Origin of the sequence: Marinomonas sp. SBI8L (assembly GCF_001624705.1) — a bacterium.
GTDB lineage: Bacteria > Pseudomonadota > Gammaproteobacteria > Pseudomonadales > Marinomonadaceae > Marinomonas.
Window position 1 is genome coordinate 39572 of the sequence record NZ_JSEO01000007.1, and the last position, 24282, is coordinate 63853.

22 protein-coding genes are annotated in these 24282 nt (G+C 40.5%); 9 read left to right on the top strand and 13 right to left on the bottom strand.

The features are described from left to right. The 3 genes from OA91_RS11800 to OA91_RS11810 form a co-directional block, all read right to left on the bottom strand. Positions 1 to 1266 (bottom strand): multidrug effflux MFS transporter, encoded by a 1266-nt coding sequence (locus OA91_RS11800; RefSeq protein WP_063338625.1) that lies wholly within the window; start codon positions 1264 to 1266, stop codon positions 1 to 3. Positions 1267 to 1431: 165 nt separating this feature from the next. Beyond that, positions 1432 to 3570 (bottom strand): TRAP transporter permease, encoded by a 2139-nt coding sequence (locus OA91_RS11805; protein WP_197477799.1) that lies wholly within the window; start codon positions 3568 to 3570, stop codon positions 1432 to 1434. A 165-nt stretch (positions 3571 to 3735) separates the two neighbouring features. After that, positions 3736 to 4767 (bottom strand): TAXI family TRAP transporter solute-binding subunit, encoded by a 1032-nt coding sequence (locus tag OA91_RS11810; RefSeq protein WP_046016327.1) that lies wholly within the window; start codon positions 4765 to 4767, stop codon positions 3736 to 3738. Positions 4768 to 5246: 479 nt separating this feature from the next. Between OA91_RS11810 and OA91_RS11815 the strand changes: the two genes are divergently transcribed. The 4 genes from OA91_RS11815 (at position 5247) to OA91_RS11830 (ending at position 10384) form a co-directional block, all read left to right on the top strand. Then, positions 5247 to 5861 (top strand): HAD family hydrolase, encoded by a 615-nt coding sequence (locus tag OA91_RS11815; RefSeq protein ID WP_063338626.1) that lies wholly within the window; start codon positions 5247 to 5249, stop codon positions 5859 to 5861. 101 nt (positions 5862 to 5962) lie between these two features. Further along, entirely contained in the window at positions 5963 to 6703 is a 741-nt protein-coding gene (locus OA91_RS11820) for a class I SAM-dependent methyltransferase (RefSeq protein WP_046016329.1), read from the top strand. A gap of 954 nt (positions 6704 to 7657) precedes the next feature. After that, on the top strand, positions 7658 to 9613 hold the full coding sequence (acs, locus tag OA91_RS11825) for an acetate--CoA ligase (RefSeq protein ID WP_063338627.1): 1956 nt from the start codon (positions 7658 to 7660) through the stop codon (positions 9611 to 9613). A gap of 120 nt (positions 9614 to 9733) precedes the next feature. Continuing rightward, positions 9734 to 10384, top strand: coding sequence for a LuxR C-terminal-related transcriptional regulator (locus tag OA91_RS11830; RefSeq protein WP_046016754.1), 651 nt, complete (start codon positions 9734 to 9736; stop codon positions 10382 to 10384). Between the two features lie 7 nt (positions 10385 to 10391). Here the strand turns inward: OA91_RS11830 and yidD are convergent, their stop codons facing one another. Then, positions 10392 to 10634 (bottom strand): membrane protein insertion efficiency factor YidD, encoded by a 243-nt coding sequence (gene yidD, locus OA91_RS24060; protein WP_082827921.1) that lies wholly within the window; start codon positions 10632 to 10634, stop codon positions 10392 to 10394. 133 nt (positions 10635 to 10767) lie between these two features. On the opposite strand from yidD, the gene OA91_RS11835 reads away from it, so the two are divergent. Then, positions 10768 to 11646: a prephenate dehydratase gene (locus tag OA91_RS11835; protein WP_046016755.1), complete on the top strand. Its 879-nt coding sequence runs from the start codon at positions 10768 to 10770 to the stop codon at positions 11644 to 11646. A gap of 76 nt (positions 11647 to 11722) precedes the next feature. Here the strand turns inward: OA91_RS11835 and gloA2 are convergent, their stop codons facing one another. From gloA2 to OA91_RS11850, 3 genes are all read right to left on the bottom strand, one after another. After that, positions 11723 to 12109 carry an SMU1112c/YaeR family gloxylase I-like metalloprotein gene (gene gloA2 / locus OA91_RS11840; RefSeq protein WP_063338761.1) on the bottom strand — a complete coding sequence of 129 codons (387 nt, stop codon included), beginning with the start codon at positions 12107 to 12109 and terminating at the stop codon, positions 11723 to 11725. Beyond that, positions 12102 to 13355, bottom strand: coding sequence for a multidrug effflux MFS transporter (locus tag OA91_RS11845; RefSeq protein WP_063338628.1), 1254 nt, complete (start codon positions 13353 to 13355; stop codon positions 12102 to 12104). Before OA91_RS11845 ends, gloA2 begins: the two co-directional genes overlap by 8 nt. Positions 13356 to 13513: 158 nt before the next feature. Next, positions 13514 to 14278 carry an alpha/beta fold hydrolase gene (locus tag OA91_RS11850; RefSeq protein WP_063338629.1) on the bottom strand — a complete coding sequence of 255 codons (765 nt, stop codon included), beginning with the start codon at positions 14276 to 14278 and terminating at the stop codon, positions 13514 to 13516. A gap of 191 nt (positions 14279 to 14469) precedes the next feature. Between OA91_RS11850 and OA91_RS11855 the strand changes: the two genes are divergently transcribed. Next, positions 14470 to 15096: a CDP-alcohol phosphatidyltransferase family protein gene (locus OA91_RS11855; protein WP_063338630.1), complete on the top strand. Its 627-nt coding sequence runs from the start codon at positions 14470 to 14472 to the stop codon at positions 15094 to 15096. 32 nt (positions 15097 to 15128) lie between these two features. Continuing rightward, the gene (locus OA91_RS11860) at positions 15129 to 15533 is read left to right on the top strand and encodes a hypothetical protein (RefSeq protein WP_063338631.1); all 405 of its coding nucleotides are present in this window, start codon (positions 15129 to 15131) and stop codon (positions 15531 to 15533) included. Positions 15534 to 15628: 95 nt separating this feature from the next. Here the strand turns inward: OA91_RS11860 and OA91_RS11865 are convergent, their stop codons facing one another. Both OA91_RS11865 and OA91_RS11870 read right to left on the bottom strand, forming a co-directional pair. After that, positions 15629 to 16282 (bottom strand): cupin domain-containing protein, encoded by a 654-nt coding sequence (locus OA91_RS11865; RefSeq protein ID WP_063338632.1) that lies wholly within the window; start codon positions 16280 to 16282, stop codon positions 15629 to 15631. 175 nt (positions 16283 to 16457) lie between these two features. After that, positions 16458 to 16991, bottom strand: a complete 534-nt coding sequence (locus OA91_RS11870) for a GNAT family N-acetyltransferase (protein ID WP_063338633.1) — start codon at positions 16989 to 16991, stop codon at positions 16458 to 16460. Positions 16992 to 17152: 161 nt separating this feature from the next. Here OA91_RS11870 and umuD point away from each other — a divergent pair, with 161 nt between their 5' ends. Both umuD and umuC read left to right on the top strand, forming a co-directional pair. After that, positions 17153 to 17602: a translesion error-prone DNA polymerase V autoproteolytic subunit gene (umuD, locus tag OA91_RS11875; RefSeq protein WP_046016761.1), complete on the top strand. Its 450-nt coding sequence runs from the start codon at positions 17153 to 17155 to the stop codon at positions 17600 to 17602. After that, entirely contained in the window at positions 17599 to 18870 is a 1272-nt protein-coding gene (gene umuC, locus OA91_RS11880) for a translesion error-prone DNA polymerase V subunit UmuC (protein ID WP_063338634.1), read from the top strand. Before umuD ends, umuC begins: the two co-directional genes overlap by 4 nt. Positions 18871 to 18877: 7 nt before the next feature. Here the strand turns inward: umuC and OA91_RS11885 are convergent, their stop codons facing one another. The 4 genes from OA91_RS11885 to nrdA form a co-directional block, all read right to left on the bottom strand. Continuing rightward, positions 18878 to 20101, bottom strand: coding sequence for an EAL and HDOD domain-containing protein (locus OA91_RS11885; RefSeq protein ID WP_046016763.1), 1224 nt, complete (start codon positions 20099 to 20101; stop codon positions 18878 to 18880). 201 nt (positions 20102 to 20302) lie between these two features. Next, positions 20303 to 20590, bottom strand: coding sequence for a class I ribonucleotide reductase maintenance protein YfaE (yfaE, locus tag OA91_RS11890; protein ID WP_197477800.1), 288 nt, complete (start codon positions 20588 to 20590; stop codon positions 20303 to 20305). A gap of 17 nt (positions 20591 to 20607) precedes the next feature. Further along, positions 20608 to 21741: a class Ia ribonucleoside-diphosphate reductase subunit beta gene (gene nrdB, locus OA91_RS11895; RefSeq protein WP_063338635.1), complete on the bottom strand. Its 1134-nt coding sequence runs from the start codon at positions 21739 to 21741 to the stop codon at positions 20608 to 20610. A 170-nt stretch (positions 21742 to 21911) separates the two neighbouring features. Continuing rightward, positions 21912 to 24179 (bottom strand): class 1a ribonucleoside-diphosphate reductase subunit alpha, encoded by a 2268-nt coding sequence (nrdA, locus tag OA91_RS11900; RefSeq protein WP_046016766.1) that lies wholly within the window; start codon positions 24177 to 24179, stop codon positions 21912 to 21914. Positions 24180 to 24282 lie beyond the last annotated feature (103 nt).

The window sequence follows — 24282 nt, forward strand, 5'->3', positions numbered from 1 at the left end:
TCAAGCCTCCTTTTTAGTTTGTTTAATAAGAGCGAAAGCAAAAGCACAAGTTAATAAACCTGATACTGTCATAGAAAAAGCCATAGGCATGCTGTTTATACTCTCGCTTAAGCTAATAACAGCACTGGCCAAAGCGCCTAAACCAAATTGCATAACGCCATTAAGACCTGATGCTAAGCCTGCATATTGACCCGAGCTTGAAAGCACACCCGCAATAGCATTTGCTGAAGTAAAGCCCAGCATAGCCATATAGAGAACAACTCCTAGAACGATATAGGGCAAAGACAAAGCGAGACTTGCCACAAGAAATAAGTAGAGACCAATAACCCCTAAGCCTATCCCCGCCCAAATAAGTTTGATATTTGGATCTATATGACCAAGCCGTCTCGCATTGAGTAGATTTGTACTTATCATGGCAACGGCATTAAGCCCGATTAATAAGCTGTAATCTTGTGGACTGACCTGATGCAAGCTCATATAAACGAAAGGCGAACCTGATATGAAAGCAAACAAGCCTGCAAATGAGGCTGAGCCTGCAAACATATAGCTTAAGGTAAGTGGGTTAGTCAAAACGAACCTGTAACCTTTGAATATCTCAGATAGTTTTACTTTATTACGGGACTTGTTATCTGACTTATTGGTAGATGGGATGTGTGTCTCTGCTTCTTTATTAGTGCTGGCTTGGCTATTGATAAAGAGTTGAGTAAAGAAGGTGATAAAAGCAAAAAAACCTAAGCAGAAGAATATCCATTGCCAGCCAAGGTGAAGAAGTATTTGGCTTCCTAGCATAGGGGCTACCATAGGTGCGATAACGACGACCGCCATAATATAAGAAATAATTTGGCTGCTTTTTTCTTTACCATAGCTTTGTTGAATGAGAGCGAATACCACCACAGAAGTGCCTCCTAAGAAGCCTTGCACACCACGTCCAATGAAAAGCCAGGTTAGGTTAGTACTAAATGCGACAATAAAACTTGCGATGGCAAAACCGATTAAACCCCAGCTTAGTAAGCTGGTTTTATTTAATTTGTCTGCCAAAGTACCAAAGACAAGTTGGCCTAAAGCAAAACTTAATAGGTAAATGGCAACACTTGCCTCCATAGCATCAATTCGAGTATCGAAAAAATGAGCCATTTGAGGTAATGCCGGTAGGTACATGTCTATCGCAAGAGGAGACAGTGAGAAGATCATCGCCATGAGGCAAACGAATCCCCAAAAGGGCATGCTTTGAGTATTGGTGTGAGTGTGAGAACTTGAGTAAGACATGCTGTATTCCTATTGGTTAGCTGTCTTAGTAGTTTAATTAAGCTTTATTTATGAATAAATTAGGCTGGTGGAAATGAATTGTTTCCATATGAGTCTTTATTTAATGAGAATTAGCTCAATATTAGAAACATAAGGCCACCTTACTAAGGTGGCCTTATGTTTAACTTAAGCTTGTTGGCTTGCTTGATTCGACATAAAACTACGCTTACCTAGAATAAAGATCACTAGGAAAACGATTAGGCCTGCAAATTGAATTCCTATGTGTAAGCTTGGCCATAACATAGCAATAGCAGCAAAAAGTAATAAGCCTCTGCTTGCTAGGTTCAACTTATCTTCTAAGTAACCTTCCATCACGGCAACAAACGCATATAAACCGAAAATACCAAATATAGTCAGGCGAATAAGTGTTTCTGCATCACCACCGATTAATGGGGTATAAGCCATTAATAATGGAATAATATAAAGACCTTTAGCCAGTTTCCATGCGGTTACACCTGTGCGCATTGGCGGTGTTTTAGCAATAGCCGCTGCGGCAAATGCGGTTAAGCAGACAGGCGGTGTGACATTACTGTCTTGTGATAACCAAAAGATAATCATGTGAGCAGTGACTAAGAACATAGCAATTGCTTCTGCACCCAGTGCTTGCTCATAAAGCATGCCTTTGAAATCACTTGGTACCTGGCTTAGCAGCTGAGTGGCTTGCTCGATTGGCATGCTTTGCCCTAATTGACTAATCACAGTTGGATCAACCAGCATAAAGATAGCATGTGCTGTTTCAGGTAACTGGCCTGATGCAAGCATGTCTAGCATTTGGCTTTCAGCAATTAGGTTGTAAAGCGCAGGGGCTGATAAGGTACCTAGAACAATATAAGAGGCTGTTACAGGTAAACCCATACCTAAGATCAAAGAAGCCAGTGCGACTAAAATAATGGTAAAGAATAAGCTTCCACCAGCCCAGCTTGTGATCATCAAGGAGAATGTATTACCAACACCTGTGGTGCTGATGACATTGACCACCAGCCCGATGCCGACTAGAAGCACTGCAGTGGTCGACATATTTTTCGCGCCTTGCACCATGGCATCTAATATTTCGATCACACCCATACGATGAGTCTTAGATAACCAAGAGGATGCAATGACTATCAAGATGGCAAAACCTGCTGCATAGGTTGGCGTAAAACCTTGAATTAACATGGTTACTAGGCCGCCTAATGGTAGGATGTGGTGCCAGCCTTGTTTTAGGACAGACATGGCTGAGACGCCATCATCCATGGTTTGTACTACATTGCTACGTTTTGCTTCTACACGAACAAAGAAGGCAACGGATAAAAAGTAAAGAAGGGCAGGAACTGCAGCCACACTGATAATGGTGACATAAGAAACTTGCGTATAAGAAGCCATGATGAAAGCCCCTGCGCCCATTACGGGTGGCATTAACTGTCCACCAGTAGATGCTGCGGCTTCAATACCTGCGGCAAAGCGTGCTGGAAAGCCTGCTTTTTGCATTAAAGGTATTGTAATTACACCAGTAGACACTGTATTCGCGACTGATGAGCCAGATACTGATCCCATTAAACCTGAACCTAGTACAGCCACAAAGCCTGGACCACCAACCATTTTGCTAGCTGCTGCTCGGGATAATTCAATGATGAAGTCGCCCGCGCCTGATTTAACAAGGAAAGCGCCAAACAAAATAAACATGAAGACAAAGCTCCATGAAATTCGAGAGATAGAGCCAAACATGCCGTCTGTACTAAAGAAGCTTCGGTATAACAAGGTCTCTAAGCTTAGCCCTGGGAAGGAGAAAGGCCCTGAAATTAGGCTTCCCCAGAGTACGACATAGGTGAGTGCAACAAAAATTAAAGCAGGGATAAACCAACCTGCGGTTCGACGAATGAGCTCTAGTGCTAAAAGAACTGCAACAGCTGATGCTATCCAATCGCCTGTGACAAAGGTAACGCCTCTATCATAGAGGGCATCTTCAAATAGCATTATGTAGATAGGTAAGCAGATAAGAGCCGCCACTAAAACCAGATCCACGCCTAAGGCAAGTTTTGATTTTGTTAACTTTGAGCTTGCTGGAGTAAGCAGGGTACACATGATGCCAAAACCAGCAAAATGGAATGCAGATACCCAGAGTTCAGGGAAGGTGCCTAAGGTATTAATGTAGATATGGGAGAAAGCCATAAGAATACCAATAAGGTAAATTGCCCTATTGATGCCAGTACCACTTCTGTGGGTACTTTCAAATTCTTTTAATTTAGCTTGGGTCTCTTCATCCATGTGGGGTTGGGTTGAGCTCATAACAACTTACCTTATGGTGCGACTGTTTAATCAGATAAGGAACAGTGCTTAATACTTGTTTTAAAATAGAGAATAGTCTCTCTAGGGGCTAGTTCTATCCCCCTAGAGAGACTGAGAAATCTATCAAGATTTCTCAGGTATTGCTGTACGTGTTTTCGCTTTTTACTAGTTTGCCACTAGATGAGCTGGGATGCTGATACCTTGTTCGCGGTAGTAACGAGCAGCACCTGGGTGAAGTGGTACAGGTAGACCTGCAATTGCTTTTTCGATAGACATAACTGCTGTCGCTTTGTGGATAGCACTTAGGTAGGTTAGGTTGTCGTAAAGACTTTTAGTCAATAGGTACACATCTTCTTCAGGCAAATCAGCACGAGATGCTAGGAAGTTTGGTTGTGCAATTGTATTGATGGCTTTAGTTTGACCTGGATAAGTATTTGCAGGGATTACATAACGAGTCCAAAGAGTGTAGTCACCATTAGCTTCTTTCATTTGCTCATCGGTAAAGTCAAGCACTTGAACTTTATCACCCATAGCAGCATAAGCTCGTGTAATCGCGCTTACTGGTACACCCGCTGGAATATTCATGCCATCGATTGTGCCGTTCTGTAGAGCGTCTGCACTACCGCCGTAACCCATATGAGCTAGGCTAAACTTATCGGCATCAATACCAAGGCCTGATAGCAATTGGCGACCAGAACCTTCTGTGCCTGAGTTCTTTTTACCGATTGAGAATTTGTTATTACCTTTTTCTAACTGGGTTAAATCGGCAACCGTTCCGCTTTTTACCAAATCAGATTTTAGGACAAAATGCTCAACATTCTGCCAAAGCATGGAGATAGAACGTAGGCCTTCTTGTTTGCCTGAATTTGCTACTCGACCTTCACCGTTCCATGCCCAAGCGCCATATAGACCTTGAAGGATGGCAAACTGAGCTTGGTTTTCACGTAATAACTTAACGTTCTCACCTGACCCTGCTGAACTAATAGCAGATAAAGATATGCCGTGTTTTGGCTCTAATTTGATTTTACTTAAAGTGGCAATAGCAACACCGACAGGGTAGTAAGTACCACCAGTGGATGCTGTTGCAAGAATATAGTCGCTATCAGCTGCCACTGTGTGGGTAGCAGATAGTGTGATGGCAGTTGCGCTTGCTAAACCTAGAAGGCTTTTGCTGATTTTTTTAAGGCCCAGTTTCATTTTATTTTTCTCCTAATTGGGGGAACACTGAGAGTAAACTCGATTTAACTTATATCAATATCCATGCCAAAATCATAACTGTTTGATTTGTAAAGAATAAATTATTTTTTTGTAATTAAGAAAGTGAATCCCCTCTCAATTGAGCAAAAAATAGCTGATAGCAATAATTATTCCTTAGGCAAAAAATTGCTTATGCCATGAATGCCATGTGTAACAAGGGCTAAAGGCAAATTTTAATGTTTTATGATAGTTGCACGATTAAGCGTAGGCAAAAAATGGCTTATAGCAATTGTCGACAAAAAGCTGCTTTTTCAAACAAATTTTAACCATATACAAACAAGGTTTTTATAATGTGGTGCCAATTAATTTGTTAAAGTGAGTGAATGAAAACGAAAAAAGTATCAGTTTTATTAAGATGATTTACCATGTGTCAGCGTCTTTTACTGATTGAAATAACGCAAGTTTAGTGAGTAAATTTTATGGTGAAGGTGGTTCTTTTTGATTTGGGGAATGTGCTCGTTAATTTGGGCGAAGCCACTAAATTAAATGCCATGTTAGCGAGTCATGATAATGAAAAGGAAGCTTGGTTAAAATGGTTAGCATCGCCTAGCGTAAAAGCTTTTGATACGGGCAAAATTACTTTAACGGACTTCGCAGTTAGTCTTATTAAAGAAGTATCAGGTGATAAAGCAGATTCTGTTCGTATTAAACACTTTTGTGATGAGTTTATCGCTTGGCCTAAAGGGTTATTTGATGGCGCTTTAGAGTTAGTCGACTCGGTAAAGCCTCATATACATAAAGGGGTTTTATCTAATACAAATGCGGCCCATTGGCCAAGGTTGATGCAAGAAATGACGCTGGCTGATAAATTTGATAGTTATTTTGCCTCTCATCATTTGGGTTTTACTAAGCCGGATATCGCTATATATCAGCGAGTATTAGATAGGTTAAATGTGAGACCAGAAGAGATACTTTTTATCGATGATAACCAAATAAATATTGATGCCGCCCATAGCCTAGGAATGCAGGCTCATAAAGTTAAGGGCGTGATAGAGGCTAAGGCAGTACTTAGTGACTATAATCTAATAAACTAAAATTGTACTTGTTGTCTTTTAAGAATGTTAGGAGCAAATTTCAGTAAGACGTTTTAAGCTAATTATCTGTAATCTAAAGAATTTATTAAGGGAATGAGTTGATGCAATCTTATTTTGACTTTTCGTCAGATGTCTATTCAAAGGGGCGACCGACCTATCCGCCGGAGCTCTATCTATGGCTATCCAACCAAGTCAAAAATCAACAGTGTGTATGGGACTGTGCTTGTGGAACGGGCCAGGTATCCATCGATCTTGCGGCTTATTTTGAGCAAGTCGAAGCGACAGATATTAGTGAATCACAGATAGCTGAAGCTATCCCTCATCGAAAAGTGAATTATAAAGTTTCTCCTTCTGAAGTGTGCGAATACCCAGATCAGCACTTTGATGCTATTTGTGTTGGCCAAGCATTACACTGGTTTGATTTAGAGAAATTTTGGCCTGAAGTAAAAAGAACCTTAAAGCCTGGTGGTATTTTTGCTTGTTGGGGCTATAGCTGGTTAAGTGTTTGCCCTGAAATAGACGATATTATTAACAGCAAAATCATGAGTAAGCTTAAGCCCCATTGGCCTGAGCAAAATAGAACCCTTTGGAACCAATATGATGATGTGACTTTTCCATTAGAAATGCTGGATGTACCTGAATTTGAATTATCCTTTAAGTGGAATGCTTACCGTCTTTTTGATTATATGCAAACTTGGTCTGCTATCAGGGCATTAGACCATGATGATGCAACACAGGTACTTGCTGATGCTTGGGATGCCATTATTAAAGTGTGGCAAGAGCCCTTGGAAAAACGTGAGGTAACTATCCCGTTTTTTGTAAAAGCGGGCCGGGTTTTGTAAGGAATTAATCTATGTTAAAAAAGAGGCTAAGGCCTCTTTTTTTGTATGTGAGTGCCTGAAATATAAGAAATTAGATGGTTTTCTTTATTATTAGTGAAATTTATAGAGACAGCTCCCTTGATGTCGAATATGAGGAACAGGCAATATAGGTTAAAGCGTTATCCTAAGTGTCGGTTAACTATAAAAGTAATGATTAATCCTAAAGTGTAATGGCTCTTAGTCTTTAGAAAGAGATAGTGGTGTTTGCATCCTTGATGTCAAAAATGAGGAACAGGCAATATCAGTTAAAGCTTTACCCTAAGTATCGGTTAAATATAAAAATAATGATTAAGACTAAAGTGTAATGACTCTTAGTCTTTAGAAAGAGATAGTGATGTTTGCATCCTTGATGTCAAAAATGAGGAACAGGCAATATCAGTTAAAGTTTTACCCTAAGTATCGGTTAAATATAAAAATAATGATTAAGACTAAAGTGTAATGACTCTTAGTCTTTAGAAAGAGATAGTGATGTTTGCATCCTTGATGTCAAAAATGAGGAACAGGCAATATCAGTTAAAGTTTTACCCTAAGTATCGGTTAAATATAAAAAAAATGAATAAGGCTAAAGTGTAATGGCTCTTAGTCTTTAGAAAGAGATAGTGGTGTTTGCATCCTTGATGTTAAAAATGAGGAACAGGCAATATCAGTTAAAGTTTTACCCTAAGTATCGGTTAAATATAAAAATAATGATTAAGACTAAAGTGTAATGACTCTTAGTCTTTAGAAAGAGATAGTGATGTTTGCATCCTTGATGTCAAAAATGAGGAACAGGCAATATCAGTTAAAGTTTTACCCTAAGTATCGGTTAAATATAAAAATAATGATTAAGACTAAAGTGTAATGGCTCTTAGTCTTTAGAAAGATATAGTGATGACAGCATCCTTGATAACAAATTTAAGAACTGGAGCAAAATCAATGGAACCTTTGACAGTTGCCGTACCAAGTGCCAGCAAGAAAAACGTCGGCATAGATCAAGAAACATTTGAGCGTATGTACCAAGAGTCGATTACCAACCCTGATGGTTTTTGGGGAGAGCAAGGTAAGCGAATTGATTGGATTAAAGATTATACAAAAGTTAAAAATACCAGCTTCGAACGAGATAATGTGGATATCCGTTGGTACGAAGATGGTGTACTTAATGCAAGTTATAACTGTATTGATAGACACTTAGGCGATAAAGCAGACAAGGTCGCCTTTTTTTGGGAAGGTGATTCAGAAGGCTCTGCTGAACAAATTACCTACCAGCAATTACATGACGAAGTGGCCTTATTATCTAATGGCTTGAAAAAACTTGGTGTGACCAAGGGTGATCGTATTGCTATCTATATGCCTATGATTCCTCAAGCCGTTTATGCCATGTTGGCATGTGCTCGTATTGGCGCAATTCATACGGTTATTTTTGGCGGTTTTTCTGCTCATGCTATTGCCGATCGTCTTAATGATTGCGATGTGAAGCTAGTGCTTACAGCTGATGAAGGCTTACGAGCGGGTAATAAGGTACCACTGAAACATAATGTTGACCTTGCTGTTGCAAATGATGCTTGCCCAAGTGTTGAACATGTTGTGGTTTTCCCTCATACCCAAAAAGAGGTGGAGTGGAACGATAAACTGGATGTGGATTGGAAAGATTTAATATCCTCATGTGAGCCAACTTGCCCAGTTGAGCCTATGCAAGCCGAAGATCCTCTCTTCATTCTTTATACATCTGGTTCAACCGGTAAGCCAAAAGGCGTAGTACATACGACAGGCGGCTATATGGTTTATGCTAGCTTATCTCACGAAGTTGTTTTTGATCTACAACCAGATGACGTTTATTGGTGTGCTGCCGATGTAGGTTGGATCACAGGACATAGCTATATTGTTTATGGGCCATTGGCGAATGGTACTAGTAGCGTTATGTTTGAAGGGGTTCCCACTTATCCTGATTGTGGTCGAGTAGGGCGTATCGTTGATAAGTATAATGTTAATATTTTATATACAGCACCAACCGCCATCCGTGCCCTAATGTCTAAAGGTGATGAACCTATTCAAACCAGCCACAGAGATTCCTTAAGAGTGCTAGGTAGTGTTGGTGAGCCAATTAACCCTGAAGCTTGGTGGTGGTATTACACTAAAGTGGGTAAAGAAAATTGTGCTGTTGTTGATACTTGGTGGCAGACAGAAACAGGTGGCATCATGATGACTCCAAGAGTAGGCGGAAAAGACATGAAGCCAGGTTCTTGTGTTGGGCCTTTGTTTGGCGTGCAACCTGCTTTGGTAGACAGCGAAGGTAACTTTGTTGCTGCTGAGGGGGAAGATGTAGAAGGGGGCTTAGTCTTATTGGATTCTTGGCCTTCTCAAGCGCGTACCGTTTATGGGGATCATGAACGTTTCATGCAGACCTATTTTAGTACTTATGATGGCATGTATTTCACTGGCGATGGTGCACGACGTGATGCAGACGATTACTATTGGATCACAGGTCGTGTAGATGATGTTCTCAATGTTTCCGGCCACCGTCTTGGTACGGCTGAAATTGAGAGTGCTTTAGTCGCTCACCCTGCTGTAGCTGAGGCAGCCGTTGTTGGTTACCCTCATGATATTAAAGGACAAGGCTTATATGTTTATTTAAGTCAGGTTGATGGGGTTGAGATTACAGACGCTCTGACTAAAGAAATACGTCAATTTGTACGTGATGAAATTGGTCCAATCGCTACTCCTGATTTGATGCAGTGGGCAGGTCAAGGCCTACCAAAAACACGATCAGGAAAAATCATGCGACGAATTTTACGTAAGATAGCCGCTAATGAGCATGACTCTCTTGGTGATACCAGTACGCTAGCTGACCCTAGTGTGGTTGATGATCTGATCAAAAATCGTTTAAATCAATAATCCAACTTGATCTGACCGCTCTATTCTTGTTCTCTTTAGTGTTACACTTTTGAGATAAGGGTAGCGCGGTTTTTTGCTCCCTATTATTTATAAAACAATAAAAAGAAGGTGAAGGGACTTATGTATTCACTGCTAATTGCTGATGACCATCCTTTGTTTCGTGGTGCCTTAAAAGGTGCGCTGTCGGAGCTATTTGAAAATATTGAGATCAATGAAACCCAAGATCTTGATAGCACCCTTACTTTTTTAGCGACAAATCCTGATCTAGATCTTTTGCTGTTGGACCTTAATATGCCCGGCAGTGGTGACCTTTATGGCCTTATTCGTATTCGATCTGATTTTGTTGATTTACCTGTAGCGGTTATTTCTGGTGAAGAAGATACTAGTGTGATGGCAAAAGTATTAGAAGCAGGGGCTTTGGGCTTTATTCCTAAGACCAGTCAACCTGTTGATATAGCGAACGCCATTAACGCCATTCTAGAAGGTGAAATCTGGTTACCTGAACATCTTAAAGAAGCTGTTTTAAATCAGCCTAAGCCTGACTTGGATATGGTTAAGCGTGTGTCTGAACTAACGCCTTCTCAATATAGGGTTTTATGCTATTTGCATGAAGGTTTATTGAATAAGCAAATTGCTTATGAATTAAATATTTCAGAGGCAACGATTAAGGCGCATATTACCGCTATTTTCAAAAAATTGGGTATCAATAATCGCACTCAAGCTGTGTTAATTGCCAGTGAGCTAAAGCTGCAAGTTACGCCTCAGGGCTAACCTCTTATTATTTACATTTGTGCTTGGAACATTTCTTTTCAGGCACAGGATCCATTCCGCCCTCGTTTAATGGGTGACATTTACCTAAACGCCTGAGCCCTAAATATAGGCCTTTAAAAAAGCCAAAGCGCTCCATTGCTTCTATCATGTAGGCTGAACAGCTAGGATAGAAACGGCAATTACTACCTATTAGGGGGCTAATCAGAATCTGATAGCCGCGGATTAGTTTAATCGCAACCCACTTAATCATGTTTGTTTTTCATACCTTTTAAGCTGAGTCAGAGATAGCTCTGGATGAGTCTCTTGCTTTAGTTTGATTGTTTGTTACTGTAGGGGATTATCCCACATTTAGTTATAAATTTTCAGTAGAAGACGTTTAACCTATGCCAGATTCTTTACTTGCCCTTGATGCTAGCCATATTGTTGCTTATCAAGGTGAGCCCGGTGCTTATTCTCACCTTGCTTGTAAGCATACTTTTCCAGATTCAAAAATGGTCAATTGCGCGACATTTGCACAGGCTATGCAAATGGTTGAACAGGGCGAAGCCTTGTATGCCATGATTCCAGTCGAAAACTCAACAGCAGGTCGAGTGGAAGAGATTTACCGTGAACTACGTAAAACCGAGCTTTATGTGGTGAAAGAACATTTCGAACCCGTTAACCATTGCTTGATGGCAAAAGCAGGTACCAAACTTGAAGATATCAAGCAAATCGGCAGCCACCCTCAAGCACTTGCACAGTGTGATGAAGGTATTAAGGCTTTAGGTGCGACTAATCTTGCTATGTATGATACGGCAGGCGCGGCTAAGCATTTGGCTGAAACTGGTGAGGAGGGGCTAGGTGTTATTTCGTCTGAGTTAGCTGCTGAGTTGTACGGACTGGAAATTTTAAAGTCACACTTTAATGATAGAGAAGGGAATACCACACGCTTCTTAGTATTTGCGAAGCAGCATAAATTACCTCCTTTAGATCCTGAGCAAGTGTATATCACCTCTTTTATGTTTCGTGTACGTAACATACCCGCTGCTTTATACAAGGCTATGGGTGGCTTTGCGACACATGGTATTAACATGCTGAAGCTTGAGAGTTATATGGTTAATGGTGCTTTTACGGCGACTCAGTTTTATGTGGATGTAGAGAGCCATTTTCAAGCACCTGAAATGCAATCCGCATTGGAGGAGTTACGTTTCTTCTCTGAGGAAATTCGTATGCTTGGTACCTATCGTGCTGATGAATATCGTGTTGCGAAAAAGCCTGTTTAAATTTTTGTTTTCGATTTAGCTATTTTCACAAAAAAAGGGATGCGGATGCATCCCTTTTTGATTTCTAATTAGACATTCATTTAGCTTGATAAAGCTCTAGGGGAAGGCCATCTGGATCTTGGAAAAAAGTAAAGGCTTTCCCTGTGTATTCATCGATACGTATATCTTCTACTTCAATACCTTGGCCAATTAAATAAGCCTTGTATTCAGCAACAGAGTCCACCACAAAGGCTAGATGTCTTAAGCCTTGAGCTTCTGGGCGGCTTGGCCTTCCTGGTGCTCCTTCAAACGAAAAAAGCTCTATTTGGCCGCCATCAGGTAAGGCTAAATCAAGTTTATAAGAACGACGCTCAACGCGATAGTTTTCCGCAATGATCTTAAGCCCTAATATCTGACTATAAAAGTGTTTTGATGTTTCATAGTCAGAGCAAATGATAGCGGCATGATGTATGGCTTTAAGCATGGTCATTGGCCAGTGTTTGCGCTTGTTTAGATTGATTCGTTTTCTTTTCAGCATAATACAAAAGCGCTAAGGCTAATGAGCACAAGAGAATGTAGGCAATTGTCATTGGTACTAAGGTGTTGTTATACATCTGGCCTATGCTGGTGCCGACAATGTTCGACATAATAGAAGAGATGGCACCTATTACAGCAGCAGCGATACCCGCAACATGGCCCATAGGTTCCATCGCCATAGCATTGATGTTGCCAAATAATAAACCGAAGCAGAAAAACAAAATTCCAGCAAAGATTAAGAACATCCAAAGCTGTACTTCAAATACAGATTGTACACCAAGGAAGATGAGTGAATTAAGAATGATGATGCCAAATGCACGCTTACTTATGAGGTGCATGCCTAGGCGTCCAACAATTTTAGAATTAACCAGTGATGACACACCAACTAAGAGTGCTAGTCCGCCAAAATAGATACTAAACAGCTTTCCCGTTTCAAATTGAACTTGAAAGATCTGCTGTGCTGAACTGATATAGCCGATAAGGCAGCCAAACATAAGGCCTGCACAAAACGTTAGGCTGACGGTACTTTTATTCGATATTACTTCTTTAAAGCCTGCGATAAAGCCAGCTTTGGTAAAGGGGATACGCTGTTCTGGTTTAAGTGTTTCCTCTAAACGAAAGTTAATCCAAGTCAAAATAATAATGGCGTAAAGACCATACATGATGAAAATGCCGTGCCAATTAGTGAAGAGTAGGATTAATTCACCCAGACTAGGCGCTAAGGCGGGTACCAGAATAAAAATCATCATGACCAAGGACATCACTTTAGCCATTTCTCGGCCTTCATATTGGTCTCGTACTAAAGAAACCGCTGAAATATAAGGGCCTGCTGCACCTAGGCCTTGAATAATACGGCCAGCAAGTAACATCTCGAAGCTTTGAGCAAAAAAGCAAACCAAGGTGCCAATAAAGTAGATAAATAGACCAGTATAAAGGACAGGCTTACGACCTAGAGCGTCGGATAGTGGACCAGCGATAAGTTGGCCACTTGCCATACCTAAGAATAGGGCGCCAATGAGTAATTGTACTTTATTTGGGTTTTCCATCTGCAAGTCTTGAGTAATCATACCCAAGGCAGGGAGTAGGGCATCAATAGAAATAGCCACTATAGACATTAGCACTGCGGTTAATACGGTAAATTCTTTAGCCGACATTTTCTGTTTTTGCATTGATTCTGCTGCAAGCTGACTCATGCCACTCTCCTTGTAAATAATTGAGGCAAGAGTATATAGAAATTCACTTTTTTAAGTGACTTCTTTTTTCGTTCAATTATGCAACTAGTAAGAAAGTTTAGGCATCAAAGGGAAATGAAAAAGGAGGTTCGAGCCTCCTTTTAATCGGTCTATTTATTTTATGTTTTTTGACAGAAACGCTTAACAAGGCTTGTGAATGGCAAAGGTTTTTCGGCATGTAACCAATGGCCTGTTGCTGGGATCATTTTAACTTGAGCATTAGGGAACCAGTGTAAAATAGCATCCTTGTGCTGAGCCTGAATATAGTCTGAATTCTCACCTTTTATAAATAAGGTTTCACCTTGGTAGGCTTTTTCGAAAGGGGGAGTTGCACGGATTTGGGCATAATTGTTAAAGAGGTTGTCGATATTTACTTGCCAAGCAAAGCCTGTATCTGCCTTGATTAGGCTCTTTAATAAAAACTGCCTGACACTGAGGGTTTCAACGTACTCAGCCAAAATAGTATCGGCTTCTTTGCGGTTTTTGATCTGATTAAGATCAATCGCTTTAAGTCCATCAAAGATACTGTGATGACTTGATTCATAATCAACGGGAGCAATATCAGCAACGATTAAACGCTTTACCTTGTCAGGGAATTGAGAAGCGAACTGCATTGCAACTTTTCCACCCATAGAGTGTCCTAGCAAGAAGCAGGTTTCAATTCCCTCTGTTTGCATCCAAGTGTTGATGTGATTTGCCATGATGTCGTAAGCGGCATTTTCTAAGGCATCTGATTTGCCATGGTTGGGTAGGTCTAAGCAATAAACGGTGAAGTGCTCACTCAGGGATTGCGCAATTGAATGCCAATTATCACTGTTACCAAATAATCCGTGAATCACAACTAGGGGGACTTTGTTCTGACCATACTTTTTAAAATGTATCATGGGCTTGTTATGCTCGTTCTGGGCGCTTGAGAGTGGGTTTGTGTATTATGCTCAACCTGCAATGAGTAATGCATAAAATCATGTAATCATACCTTCAATTAAGCAAGATACAATCTGTGTCTGCTTGATGAAATAAATTGATGAGTATTTCTTAGATAGCTGTAATACTCGATCAAAATAAATGGGAAACTATGTTAGATAGACATTTTATTAAACTGCTTAAATGGCCTCTTGATACTACGGCGGCTTACTTAGTAAAACAGCAAGTTAGTGCCAACAAGGTCACAGTGTTTGGTTTTATTATTGGCATGATGGTGATTCCGAGCTTGGCTTTTCAGGCTTATAGTCTTGCGCTGCTCTTTATCATTATTAATCGCCTTTGCGATGGGTTGGATGGGGCGATTGCTCGTCAAACACAACCAACTGATCTAGGCGGTTATCTTGATATTACGTTAGATTTTATCTTCTATTCAGGTGTGATTTTTGGTTTTGCTTTGGCAAATCCAGAGATGAATGCTTTACCTGCGGCCTTTTTAATTTTTAGTTTTATGGGAACCGGTAGCAGCTTCTTAGCGTTTGCCATCATGGCAGAAAAACGTCAAATTAAGCAGTTAGATTATGGTAAGAAGTCTTTGTTCTATTTAGGTGGACTTACCGAAGGTGCTGAAACCATTAGCCTCTTTATTTTTATCTGTTTAATGCCTGCTTACTTTACGAGCGCTGCTTGGCTGTTTGCCTCTCTCTGCTGGCTCACCACAGGTACTCGAATTTATGCCTCTTACTTGGCGTTAAAAACAAATGCACAAGAGTCTAATTAAGACTTCATCTTTACGTAAACAATAGGAAAAACATGGGCATCTTAACTGACATTTGTATGATACTGGCTTTAATAGCAAGCTTTAAACAAGGTAACTATGCCAGCTATATACCGGGCTTTTTAAATAAATTTTTACCCCAATGTTATCGCTTGATTGCCTTTGTGGCGCTTTGGAATGTGCTTTGGTTTGCTGCTCGTAATATTGATTACTTTTGGGGGCAAATGTCGCTTGTATCAGGTATCAGTACCTTGCTGATTCTGATGCCTTTAATTGAGTTAGAGAAGTTTCCTCGTTTTTTACAAAACTCGGTTTTAACCCTGACTATTCAGCGTTTGGCAAGCCAAATGACAGGGTGGAATTATGTCATTGTGAGGATTTTTCTAGGGGCTTGTATACTGCAATACAGCACAACTTTAATTAAGCTGAATCTGGCCTAATGAGCTGATTCAACTTAATTAATGCTAGGGACGCTGTGATTAAGTCACCTCTTCTTTGTCTGTTCTTTTAAGTGTGTGGCGTATTTTTAGGCTCTCTAGCTAAGAGGGAGATGGCCTGTTTTCACTAGAATGATGGTCTTTTCCTCTACATAAGGGTTATGTTCACTCATATGAGGACTGCGTAACCAAGTGTGTTTTGGGTAAGTGCCATGCTCATCTCGAAACTCACCTTCAAGTACTAAAATCTCTTCACCGCCAAAATGTCTATGGGGCTGAAAACGTTCTCCAGCAGGCCACTTAACTAGGGCCGTATGCTCGCCTCCAAATTCATGCAGGGGCATGACTTCTAACCCTCCAATACCTGCAAGCCATGTTTGTTCTTGAGTATTGATATTTACCTTTACATTGTCACCTTGCTGAAATTGATTGAGTTTTACAAATAAGGTACAGCCGTTCTCACTATGAGGGGTATGTACAGAGTTAGCTGGGTGACGTAAATAAGATCCAGCAGGATAATCACCGTGTTCATCACTAAACACACCTTCTAAGACGAAGATCTCTTCCCCCTGAGGGTGAGGGTGTTGAGCAAAACTGGCTTGGGCCTGATATTTTACCAAGCTGGTGGTGTGGCCAGATTCTTTGGCTTCTCTTTCTAATGGTTTTCTATGTACCAAAGGGCTAGGGCTTGCTTGCCAATCTTGCTTTTGGCTTTCAATGACAAGACGTTGCTGAAACTGCATATTAAGCATGGGATTTGTTCCTATGAATTTCTGATACTCTTATTGTATCGTTAAATAACATAAGAAAAGCAGTAGGCACAAATAGGTTGCTTAGGTACTTTTTGGTCTAGTTTGCTGAAAAATAAGGGTTTATTTTTATTAGGTGAGAAATAGGTGATACCTTTTAGTATCACCTAGATTGGTTTTAATTGGCTTTATATAGACCATAAACAGCATGATCTAAAATACGATCACCGACTTTTTCTGCATGGGTAATAGTGCCTTCTAACGTCATATTTAGACGTTCACACACAGCGCGACTGGCAAGGTTATCTTTTGCTGCACTGATTTGTATTTTCTGTATATCAAGCTCTGTAAAAGCGTATTGAATCAGGTGCTGGCATGCTCGAGTGATAATCCCTTTACCTTGATAACCTGCACTTAACCAATAACCTATTTCGGCTTTTTTAAGTTTATGATCAATGCTATTGAAACTGATGTTACCAACTAACTCTTCTTGATAAAAAATACCACAGGTTAGGCTCTTACCATCGGCATAGTCATGTAATGACTTTTGGGCGAATTCTTTAAAATCATCCGCAGATTGGCAAAAGACTGGCCAAGCAAGCCATTGTTTTAAATAGTCATAATTCGCTTTAACGAGTGTTGAATAAGCTTCTGAAAAGCTTGGATCAACTAGTCCTAGTTTAATATCTTGATCCACTTCCATGGCAAACATAAGTACTCCTTTATATTGTTCTCGTATGTTTGGACTGCTTATTAGAGCATGTTTTTTGTGCAGCTGCGCTAGCGGGATTTTAAATTAGTCGGTAATTAGGGCTATTGCTCGAAAAAACTTTAAACTATACTGTATGTATATACAGTTTTTTTGGAGTTGATATGCGAGTTTCTTATTTAGGTACATCAGAATCCCGTGCTTTTATTGATGCGAATAGCATCCAAATCCCTCTTTATATGGAATCTGTTTCAGCTGGATTTCCATCACCCGCGCAAGACTTTGTCGAGCGTAAACTAGATTTGAATGAACTTTGTATTAAACACCCACAATCCACCTTCTTTGTACGAGTGCAGGGAGACTCTATGTCTGAGGCAGGGATTTATAATCAAGATGTACTTGTGATAGATCGCTCCTTAACGGCTCGCCATGGGGATTTTGTTATAGCTTGTGTTCATGGGGAGATGACGGTGAAAGAGCTTGTGCTCAAGCCTAACGTGGCTTTAAGGCCAAAAAACAAAGCCTATTCTGCAATCGCTATTACAGAAGAGTCTGAACTGGCCATCTTTGGTGTTGTGATTAGCGTTGTTCGTAATATTCAGAGGCAAGAATGAGCAAGGTATTTGCTCTGGTAGATTGTAATAACTTTTATGCCAGTTGTGAAAAACTGTTTCGACCCGATTTAAAGCATAAGCCCGTTGTCGTCTTGTCGAATAATGATGGTTGTGTTGTTGCACGCTCTCAAGAAGTTAAAGCTCTAGGAATCAAAATGGGTGGGCCTGTCTTTAAGTTGGCGGACGATATTAAACGTTATGATATTACCTGCTTTTCCTCTAATTACGCCTTATATGCAGATATGTCGAATCGCGTGATGACCTTGCTAGAGGAAGCTGCGCCAGCCATTGAAATTTATTCTATTGATGAGGCTTTTTTAGATTTATCAGGAATAGACGCTTGTACTGATTTACTCACCTTCTCCCAAAACTTGAAGCGCAAAGTAGATAAAAACACAGGTATTCCTGTATGTATTGGTATGGCGCCTTCTAAAACATTGGCTAAATTGGCCAATCATGCCGCTAAAAAGTATCGAGCGACAGGAGGTGTGGTGAACCTTATGTCTCCTGAGCGGCAAACACGTCTGTTAGCTTTAATTGATGTGGTCGAAGTTTGGGGAGTAGGTAGACGTTTATCTAAAAAGTTGTATCAATTAGGAATACATACCGCGTTAGATTTAGCTCAAGCGGATGTGAATATGATACGTGAGCAGTTTTCGGTTGTGCTTGAGCGGACAGTGCGAGAGTTGAATGGTGTTGCTTGTATTGACCTTGAGCAGGTGCCTCCTAGTAGGCAGCAAGTTATTTGTAGTCGCTCTTTTGCTTATCGCATTACGGAAAAAAGCCAAATGCGTGAAGCCCTTTGTAAATATGTGACCCGTGCAGCGGAAAGGTTAAGAGAACAAAAACGTACCGCTAAACTAGTCAGTGTGTTTATTCGAACCAGTGCTTATAGCCCAAATGAGGCGCAATATGCAAACTCTCTCGTGGCTGAACTTGCTTGCCCTAGTGATGACACCAGAGATCTTATTGCCATTGTAGAGACGAGTTTAGATAAGTTATGGAGAGAAGGCTTTTATTACGCCAAAGCGGGAGTCGTGTTACTAGATTTATATGATGCAGAGCAAGGACAGTGCGAGCTGTTTTCTTCTTCTCGACCACAGGAAAAATCCAAAGAACTTATGCAGGTATTGGATAAGATTAATCAAAAAGGCCTAGGGCATGTGTACTTTGCCGCACAGGGAACCGCCCCAGTTTGGCAGATGAAGCGAGAGTATTTATCGCCAGCCTATACGACTAACTGGCAGGATCTGCCCAAAGTACGTTAATTGGATATTAAACGTACTTTAAGGTGTCATTTGCCCATAGACTGGCTTCACCATAAGAGCGACTTAGCGCGATTCTTTCAGAAGAAGGTAGAACCGCAATATAGTTCCAATCTTGTTTCTCTAAGGCGCAGGCCTTACGTAAACGTGCACCAATGTCACCACGATAATGCTTGATTGCTTCAAGCACTTCATCGTCTAAATTGATCTGTTCAAACACTATCTTTTTTTCAACCTGAAGTACTAGGTCAATGCCTGACATGATACCCGCCATAAAATCCGTATCTGGACTCGGGGATTTTTCTTGAACTGCAAGCGCTTCGCAGCATTTGGCTCGTATAAGCAAAAACCGAAATATTTCGTTTGAGTGTTTTGAGTTGGCTGTAATCGTAATGAGCAGAGCCCACTTTTTAATTTGTTTTAAACCAAGAAAAACAACCGCTTCTTTGAGGTTAGTGACTTTGCGCTGTAGTCCACAGATAGGGCTATTTAGGATACGCAATAATTGGTAAGACAGCCTAGGATCTTTGCTTACCAACTTAGTCACTTTTTCGACAGTGATGTTTTCATTGGATAGCTCACTTACTAATTCTAAAGCGTTACTCATGCTTGAGTTGATACGCCGACCTTTCACAATGGAGGGTTTTTGTAGGTAATAACCCTGAAAAAGATCAAAGCCTAATTCTTTGCACTCATCGTACATTTTTTGGTCTTCAACCTTTTCTGCCACTAGGATGAGTTTTTGATCTTTGAGTGCTTGAATTTGCTTGTGATGTTTATAAGGATCTGTGTGTAAAACATCAATTTTGACCATTTGTATATAAGGGAAAAGGTCCGCGTAGCTTGGATCAAAATTATAATCATCCAGTACAAATCGATAGCCTGCCTTATGCCACTTGGCAACGGACTCAACAAAGGCTGGTGTGATTTTTTGATCTTCAAGAATTTCTATATAGACTAAGGTTGGATCGATTGGAAAAAAGGCGTCGGACATTAATAAGTCACGGGTGATATTAACAAAGTAAGGTGTTCGCATTTGCGTTTCTAACTCGGTAATACCAATACATAAATTCACTAGCACCTGACTTGTCGCATCCTCGCCATCGATGACATTCGCCATAGTTTCGTCATTATTACGAAATAATAATTCATAGCCAAACAACTTACTTTTTTTGTCAAAAATGGGCTGCTGAGCCATCATCAAATCATTAAGTGTGCCAGGTAGTGAAGCCATTCTATATCCTTTTGAAGGTGAACTTAGCAGGACCGAGCCTGCCAACATCTATGTCAGCAGATATTAACAGGGCTATTTCATAGATTACGAGCTGCATAATCAATAATAGTTGTAAAAGTTCGATCAGAGTAACTTAGATTAAGAAAATAGCAGAAATTTGAGTCGGATTGCTAAAAAAATAAAAGGGTGTGGAGTCAGATATTAGTTGTTGCTAAAAAAAGCGATTTCGATATCACTTTTGACGATGGCACAGCAAGCGAGTAGATAGCCGCTTTGTACCCAAGCTAGAGGCTCTTCTAAATAGATTACATTGCCTCGTAGAAGCTTAAGGGAGCATGAGCTGCAGTAGCCTTCACGACACTGGTATTCAACGAGAATACCAGCGCGTTCAAGCTGAGCAAGTAGAGGCTCGTCTTCAGTAACAAGAATTTCTTTCTTTCCCAAAAGTACCCTATGTAATAGGTCTTGGTTGTTAGAAATTGCTGTCATTAAAGCTGTCTTCCTTATTAAAGGTCGAAATCATCAAAATCAGATTCATCCAAATCGTTATCGATTTGGCCGACTAAGTAAGAGCTGATTTCTGCTTCTTGAGGTGCAACCTGTACATTGTCACTAACCAACCAAGCGTTAATCCAAGGGATAGGGTTATGCTTGGTTTCAAAGGTTGGTAATAAACCAATGGCTTGCATACGAATGTTAGTAATGTATTCAACATATTGGCCTAGAATTTGTGCATTCAAACCAATCATAGAACCATCTTTGAAAAGGTAACTTGCCCATTCTTTTTCTTGCTCTGCTGCTTCAAAAAAGATTTGGTAGGCTTCGTCTTCACACTCTTTTGCAATTTCTTCCATTTCTGGATCATCTTTGCCTGATGCCATCAAATTGAGTATGTGTTGAGTCCCTGTTAAATGTAGGGCTTCATCACGGGCAATCAATTTAATAATTTTTGCATTACCTTCCATTAAGGTACGTTCTGCAAAAGCAAAGCTACAAGCAAAACTCACGTAGAAGCGAATGGCTTCTAATACATTGACTGACACCATGGTTAGATAAAGGGCTTTTTTAAGCGCTTTTAGGTTTACATCAACTTCGCCTTTGCCTGGAACATTATGAACGCCTGGGCCTAAGGTGTTGTATAAACCGACTAACAAGATGAGATCGTCATACCATTTTGAAACACTTTCAGCACGTTTTGTAATTTCGGCATTTTCAGTGATATCGTCGAAAACCAAACTCGGGTCATTAACAATGTTACGGATAATATGAGTGTAAGAGCGACTGTGAATAGTTTCACTAAAAGACCAAGTTTCAATCCAAGTTTCAAGTTCAGGAATAGAAACAATAGGTAAAAGGGCAACGTTAGGTGAGCGGCCTTGTACACTGTCTAGTAGTGTTTGGTATTTTAGGTTGCTCAAAAAGATGTGCTGCTCGTGTGCTTCAAGACGTTGGAAGTCTTTTCTATCTGAAGATAGATCAACCTCTTCAGGACGCCAAAAGAAAGATAATTGCTTTTCAATGAGCTTCTCAAAGATAGGGTGCTTTTGTTGGTCGTAACGTGCGACGTTAACATTCTCACCAAAGAACATAGGTTCTTTCATACTATCAAAGCGTTTGCGGTTGAAAGTAGAGTAGCTCATTTAAATAAGGTGTCCTTTAATCGGTTTGCAGGTATGGCTGAGTAAACACAAGTTTAACATGTGTTAATTATCACATAAAAACGCAGCACAAGGTGTCTTTTGTGCTGCGAATTTAAACTATGATATGGCTAAATTTGACTCGGTGTCATGAGTATATAGGCCTTGGAAGCCTATATTTTACAAGCACCACCAGCGCAATCATCTTCTAAGTCATCTTGCTGATCGTCTGCACCATCACGGGTGTTATGGTAATAAAGGGTCTTAATACCCAGTTTATAAGCAGTTAGAAGATCTTTAAGAAGTAGCTTCATAGGCACTTTTGAAGACTCGAACTTAGCTGGGTCATAGTTTGTATTAGCCGAAATTGCTTGGTCAACAAACTTTTGCATGATACCAACAAGCTGCAAGTAACCATCATTAGATGGGATAGACCATAATAGCTCATACTCATCTTTAAGGCGTTCAAATTCTGGTACTACCTGCTTTAGGATACCGTCTTTACTGGCTTTAACAGAAACGAAACCACGTGGTGGCTCAATACCGTTTGTTGCATTATGGATCTGAGACGAGGTTTCAGATGGCATAAGTGCTGTCAGTGTTGAGTTACGTAGACCGTGTTCAACGATGTCTTTACGCAAAGTTTCCCAGTCATAATACAGTTCTGGTGAGCAAACTTTATCGATTTCTTTCTTATAGCTATCGATTGGCAAAATGCCTTTAGAGTATGTGGTCTCATGGAAAGCTTCACATGCACCACGTTCTTTAGACAAGTTGTTAGACGCTTTAAGTAAGTTGTACTGAATCGCTTCAAATGTTTTGTGAGTTAGCTCATTCGCACTGCCATCAGAATAACGTACGCCATTCTTAGCAAGGTAGTAAGCATAGTTGATAACACCAACACCCAATGTTCTACGTAAGTCTGTTGCTCTTTGCGCCGCAGGAACTGGGTAGTTCTGATAATCTAACAAGGAGTCTAGTGCACGTACGATTAAGTCAGATAACTCTTCTAGTTCATCTAAGCTTTCAAGAGACCCTAGGTTAAACGCAGATAGAGTACAAAGTGCGATCTCACCATTTTCGTCATAGATATGCTCTAAAGGCTTAGTCGGTAAAGCAATCTCAAGGCATAGATTACTCTGTTTCACTGGTGCTACAGCAGGATCGAAAGGACTGTGAGTATTACAGTGGTCGACGTTTTGTAGGTAAATACGGCCAGTACTTGCACGCTCAGATGCAAATAAGGTGAATAGCTCTGAGGCTTTTATTGTTTGCTTACGAATGCTGTCGTCAGCTTCGTATTGAACGTATAAGCGCTCAAACTCTTCTTGGTTTGCGAAGAAAGCATCGTAAAGGCCTGGTACATCTGATGGGCTAAACAATGTAATGTTGCCACCAGAAATAAGGCGTTGGTACATAAGACGGTTGAACTGAACGCCATAATCAAGGTGACGAACACGGTTTTCTTCAACACCACGGTTGTTCTTCAATACTAATAGGCTTTCAACTTCAAGGTGCCAAATAGGATAGAAAACGGTTGCTGCACCACCGCGCACACCACCTTGAGAACAGCTCTTAACCGCTGTTTGGAAGTGTTTGTAGAAAGGAATACAACCTGTGTGGAAAGCTTCACCACCACGAATTGCACTTCCTAGCGCACGAATTGCACCAGCATTCACGCCAATACCAGCACGCTGACTGACATATTTAACAATGGCGCTAGAAGTTGCATTGATAGAATCTAGAGAGTCACCACATTCAATTAGGACACATGAGCTGAATTGACGGGTTGGTGTACGAATGCCAGCCATAATAGGCGTTGGTAGTGAAATCTTGAAATTAGATACGGCATCGTAAAAACGACGAATATAATCAAGACGAACACTCGTGTCGTAGTTTGCAAATAAGCAAGCTGCAACTAACAAGTAGATGAACTGAGGGCTTTCGTAAATATCACCTGTGACACGGTTTTGAACCAGATACTTACCTTCAAGTTGTTTCACTGCTGCGTAAGAGAAGTTCATATCACGGCTGTGATCTAGGAAGCTATTTAGCTGGTCGAACTCTTCTGCTGTATAAGCCGTTAGAATATCAGCATCATACCGCTTTTGTTCTACTAGGTTTTGTACGTGGGCAAGTAAATGTGGCGGTTCAAATTCGCCAAATGCTTTCTTACGTAAGTGGAAGATAGCAAGGCGTGCTGCCATGTACTGATAATCAGGCGTATCTTCAGAAATCAGATCCGCAGCAGACTTTATTAGTGTTTCATGAATGTCTGTGGTTTTGATTCCTTCGAAGAATTGAATCTGTGCTTTTAGTTCAACTTGAGAAACAGAAACATTGTCTAAGCCTTCTGCAGCCCATGTTACAACCTTGTGTATTTTTTCTAGATTAATCGACTCTGTTTCGCCGTTACGCTTAGTGACTGTCAGTGTGGTCATGCCCATGCCTAAGATAAATGCTGATTTGATTTAAAATACTGTATCTAGTGTCTTAATCCAATATGAAGCACTAGATATAGTAATTAATTTGATTTGTTGATGC